This window comes from Bacteroidota bacterium (assembly GCA_030706565.1).
In the GTDB taxonomy this organism is placed as follows: Bacteria; Bacteroidota; Bacteroidia; order Bacteroidales; family JAUZOH01; genus JAUZOH01.
On record JAUZOH010000246.1, the window covers coordinates 1 to 5,787 of the forward strand.

A 5,787-nucleotide genomic window follows, 5' to 3' on the forward strand; every position below is an offset into this window, starting at 1 on the left:
ATTATTTAGATTTAGGAAGAATCTTTACCTGAACTTGTCTTATAGTCTGACAAGATTTATCAACATCACGGTTTATAGCCACAAATGTTGCCGTATATGTTCCAGGGGCTTTATAATAAAAAGTGGGAAGGGCATTGAAACTTGTTAACGTAACTCCCATTTGATTTTTAATATTATTTCCCATATCAGGTTTTACTTGTTTCAGGCTTACTTTAGAAGTAATTACCCAGTCGTCATTCTCCTCATCATTAGTAGAGGTCCCAGGATCAAACACAAGAGGATATACATTAGTTATACTTACGCCATTTGCCGTTTTGACACTTGAAGCAGATGAAAATCCGGCTGTTCCAACATTCCAGACATTATATCCCGTTGTAGTATCATTTTTAAAACTGACCTGTACCCAACCTGTATATGCAAAAGCGGAAGTAGCATAACCGGAAGAAATTTGGGGGCCTGCAAATAATCCGGTTTTAGTCCCATCCGGTAAATTGTGGACAAGGGAGAATCCCTGAATCTTCCATTTTTGCTGGGCCGATGCACTCTTTTTACCTTTATAACGGAAAGCAATATTAACAGAATCTGCATTAATAAAATCAGAAAGATTTACAGAATCAGAGGTTGTGAAAGAGGTGGATACTTTGGAAGGCCATTTTGTATTACGATTGGTAATGTCCGTCCAAGTGGCATTGGCAACGCTATTCTTATCGTAACCGTTAAGATTAGTAGAAATCAACAACTGCAATGAATCACCGTTAGTCAATACCCCTTGTTGCAGGGATGTTTGGAAAACCAATTTAGCGTAACCAGAACCATCGCTGGTGCGGTTAATGTTTGCATAATTCATTCCCGGTTCTCCTGAAAAGAACTCAACCTGATCCGGGCTTCCGGTCAAATTAAATTTAACGGTATCCCCTACGGTAAATACAGAATCTGTCGGAACCGCACTAAAACCATCAGGTGCTTCTATTTCCATCCTTGAACAATTTACGAAGGCCAGGGTAAAGGAAAAGGTAATAATTGAAAATAAAATATGTTTTTTCATAAGGATAATTTTTTAAAGTTTAAAAAACCATTCGTGGTTTTAATATTACGAACCACGAATGGGATTTTGATAAATACACTACCAGTAAGCATTTTGTGTTAATTCAGCATCATACATTAATTCATTATTGGGTATAGGGAATATTGAATATTTAGCAGGATTGGCCAGGAAATTATTAGCAGATAAATTTGCCTGTGCAGAATAATTACTTGGGCAATTAGCTGAATTATCATTGATTACATTTTGCATTGCAGTCTTCATCATTCCCCAACGAACTAAATCATGATAACGAAGGCCTTCGAAACAAAGTTCCCTGGTACGTTCATCCATTATATCCTGCATTGTGAATGTATTAACATCAAATCCAGGTACTGCAGCCTTCACATCCGAATAACCATAAGCTCTTCTTCGCACCTCATTAAAATATTCGACAGCCTGGGCACTTGGACTGCCTCCGTTAACCTGTAAATCAGCTTCAGCGGCCATTAATAACACATCAGCATATCGAATAATCGGAAAATTGCAGGAGGTATAATTTTGTTGCCTGATTGGAGGAACATTAACTTCATATTCCCTTCTCCATTTTGCGATAGGATGATCATAAATTGTTGGATAACCAGCACCTCCCTTTATAATATTAATAGCAGTTACTTTTCCCCCACTTACAACGGCTGTTGCGGTTGCAACATTTGAGCCCGTTACAGCCTGATTGGGGCCCACGTTGGTATTGTAAGCTATAAATGTCACTGTAGGAGCCGAAGTGTAGCCTGTACCAGGATTATCAACAACTACAGATGTAATTGCACCGGTACTTGAAGTATAAGCTGTCGCTGAAGCGCCAGTACCATTGCCACCGGTAATACTTACCTGTAAAAGAGGATATTGTGTGGCCGAATAAACAGGAGATGAAGAAGTCCCAATATTTCTATATATATAAGGTCCAAAAACCCAATCTCTTCTTAAATCACCTGAACCATACAGATTAAAAAGCCTTGGAAATCCCCTGTAACTTCCACTTGAATATCCCATAGGTGAGGAAGCAGTTGCGTCCGGGTTAGTAACCCCCATCAATGCACCCAATTGCTGGGTTACAGGATACCCCGTACTTTGGAAGACCCCGGAAGTATTTGATTTTGAAAGAAAGGCTGCATCCCAAATTCCTTCGGCAGTATTGTTATCATTCATATTGTTTTGCATATTATTGATAAACAAACGGCTATATGCAGAGGTAACCGTGGGAGTCGAGTTATTTGGCAATTTAAAAGAAACTGGAATTGTATTCAAGGAATGGACATTGGAATTAATCACTTTTTGTGCCCAAAATAATGCATCATTATATTTGCTAACATCATTTACCGGATTTCCAGCCATCGACAGACATACCCTGGCTAAAATCGATTCGACTGCTGACTGGGTAACAATAGTAGGCGTTTTGGCTATAGGCATAGTTTCAACCAGAGTATCAGCAGATTTCATCTCATCCAGGATATAGTTATAAACATCTTTTGAAGGATTTCTGGGTAAATTAAAGTCAGTTCCCATACTAACCGATGTTTGCGTTTTTAAAGGAACATCACCATAATAACTAACAAGTAAGTAATAGAAATAAGCTCTCAAAAACTTAGCCTCGCCCTTATATCTCTTTCTTTTATCCTCACTTGAGAAAGGAGTTTTATCAATAACATTCAGAACAATATTTGATCTTTCAATGCCTGCATACAAATATCTCCAGAAATTATAAAAATTTTGGTCCTGGCTTGAACCGTTGTATAATGAAGGATTATTGCCTGTAGTGGCACTCACGCCGGTACGGAAACCCTCATCTGCACCACCAGTGAAATAAGACCATAAACCCTGGCCATATAAACGATCGTCTTCTAAAGTTCCATATATGCCGGCGACCTGGGCATCCAACTGAGCTTCCGTAGCATAAGTCACCGGCATAAAAAATTTCGGTGTCAAGCTCACATCTTTTTGGCATGAAGTACCTGCTAATGTTATCAGCAGGAGAATAATAACAGCTTTACAAATATTTTTCATAAGATAATTTTTAATATTGATTGATTAACCTGCTTTGGGATTTAAAAAGTAACACTACAACCAAAATTAATAGTAATAGCGCGTGGATATGGGCAGTAATCATAACCAGGAGCCAAAGCGGTATAACTACTACTGGGCTGAACATAAGAATAACCTGTTCCCATATTTGCTGCGGTTACGTTACTTGAATTTCCAGTACTACCCCAAGGACTGCCGGCAGGATTCATAGACCTGAAATTGGAAACTTCAGGATCGACACCGGAATATTTGGTCCAAGTAAGTAGATTTTGAGCAGAAGCAGTTAATCTGAGGTTGTTCACCCTGATTTTTTTAAGAAATTTTTGAGGAACCGTATAACTTAAAGAAACTGTTTTTAATCGGAGAAATGAACCATCCTCAATAAGCCGGGAAGATATACGGGAAACATTGTCAACATCCTGTTTGACATTATATCTAGCACGGGGGATACTATTAGAAGGATTGGTCGGTGTCCAACGATTAACATAGTCAGCATATTGATTTCCATATAAGAAATAACCACCATTTTGATCAAATACCAATTTATTTGCATTCATAATGTCATTGCCATAACTCCACTGGAAAAATATGTTCAATGAAACATTCTTATATGAAAAGTCATTGTTAAAGCCACCAGTATTGATGGGCAATGGATGTCCAATTACCGTTTGATCGTTAGCATCAACTTTACCGTCGCCATTGATATCAACATATTTGGCATCACCAGGTTGAACGTTAGCGGAATAAGTAGAAATCCCATTTTTCAGTACGTATGTCCCGTTAGCCATTTTGTCGAAATCCGAATACTGGTAACATCCAGCCCATTTATATCCGTAAAATTCAGCTATGGGGCTGCCAACTCTGGCGATCCAACCTACGGGACTTCCATACAGTCCTGTATTTGTGGTTTTTACCTCATATCCGGAATAGAAACTTAATATCTTACTTCTGTTAAAACTGATATTAAAACTACTAATCCATCTGAAATTTTTGGTTTTAACATTAAAGGTATTTAGCGTTAATTCCAGCCCCTGATTTTGAATGTCTCCAGCATTCTGATATTGAGTGGTACTTCCATAACCCACCAATGACGGAAGTGGAACAGATATCAAAAAGTTCGAAGTCTTTTTATTGTAGTAGTCCGCAGTAATGTTTATACGATCATCCAAAAATGAAAGGTCAGCGCCAAGATCAAGCTCTTTTGAAGTTTCCCAGGTCAGATTGTTATTTGCGGTGAAATAAGGTTGAATTCCAATCTGATAGGAATTATTATAGGGATAACCAATAGCAGTTTGTAATGCGCCGAACTGGGATAAATAAGCAAAATCATTTACACGGTTATTACCAACGGAACCATAACTGATACGTAATTTACCATCAGTAAGAAAAGGTTTCAATACCTTCAAGAAAGGTTCGTTGGAGAATCTCCAGGCAAAAGCACCTGATGGAAAATAGCCCCATTGTTTACCGGGAGCAAATTTTGAAGAACCATCTTCCCTCAAAGAACCAGTAAACAAATACTTATCATGAATAGCATAATTCAACCTTCCTAAAAAAGAATACATCTGCCAATACGTTGTGCTTCCCAAGGCGCTACTTGGAATACCCGAAGAAAGGGCATCCATTTTTAAATATTCAGTTGCCTGAGGAATATTGATCACACTCAGGGAATAGACATGACTTGTTGCATATTGATAAGTAAAACCAGCCATAGCATCTACAACATGGCCTTTTACAACTTCATTGTGATAAGTCAGTGTATTTTCATTCAGATAATTCTGAACTAAAGCATCACCATATTTTGCATTGATGCCGTTTGTATTAACATAGGTACCCGAACTATTTTTAAACAGATTACCCTGCTGGGTATTAGAATTAAAAAATTGTTCATTCCTGGATCCGGTAGCATTATAACCGCCTGATACCTTTAATATAAAATTATTCCAAAAATTATATTGCAAATAAGCATTTACATAGCCGGTTTTATTTGTAGAGACCCTATATTCATTTTGGGCCTGAATAAGAGGATTAATCGAATTATCGCCAAGAGTCTGGGTGGCACCGTTATTAAAATCAGCAAATGAAGTACTGTCAATGGCATTATTCAATAAATCCTGATTTTTAACGCCAGTAACCGGACGGTATTTCCACATTCCTTCTATTACACTTCCACTCTGGCCAGCTGAAGGTATGGTTCCATAACTTCTTGTATTGGCGAACGAAGCCGAAACATCTAATTTTAAATTATCGCTTAATTTCTGATCCAGGCTTAATTTGCCATCATAACGGCTCATCCCTGTATTGATTATGATTCCTTTCTGATCAAATACCGAAGCTGCCAAATTATACTTAGTAGCCACCGTACCCCCGGATAAACTCAATGAATGACTTTGAGTATATCCGGTTCGCATAATAAGATCCTGCCAGTCATAACCTTTTTGGTTTTTATAGGAATCGAGCGTTATGCCATTTGTCGGATCCAGATAAACCTGATGGAATCTGGTTACAGGGTTAGCCGGTGTACTTGCGATGCTGTCCAGATCAAGCTGAAGTTTTACAAAATCATAAGGATTCAGGACCTTTACACGGTTCACATCATGCTGAAAGCCCAATGAAAAATTATAAGTTACAGTCGGAGTGCCGATGGAACCCCTTTTGGTATTGATGATAATAACTCCGTTAGC

Annotated in this window: 3 protein-coding genes; all 3 read right to left on the bottom strand. The window is 38.2% G+C overall.

Annotated features, from left to right (window positions below):
* Position 1: 1 nt before the first annotated feature.
* Positions 2 to 1,045 (bottom strand): DUF5017 domain-containing protein, encoded by a 1,044-nt coding sequence (locus Q8907_11750; GenBank protein ID MDP4274942.1) that lies wholly within the window; start codon positions 1,043 to 1,045, stop codon positions 2 to 4.
* A gap of 78 nt (positions 1,046 to 1,123) precedes the next feature.
* Complete coding sequence (locus tag Q8907_11755; GenBank protein MDP4274943.1) at positions 1,124 to 3,085, bottom strand: RagB/SusD family nutrient uptake outer membrane protein; 1,962 nt, start codon at positions 3,083 to 3,085, stop codon at positions 1,124 to 1,126.
* Between the two features lie 41 nt (positions 3,086 to 3,126).
* A partial coding sequence (locus Q8907_11760) for a SusC/RagA family TonB-linked outer membrane protein (protein MDP4274944.1) occupies positions 3,127 to 5,787 on the bottom strand: 2,661 nt, incomplete at its 5' end.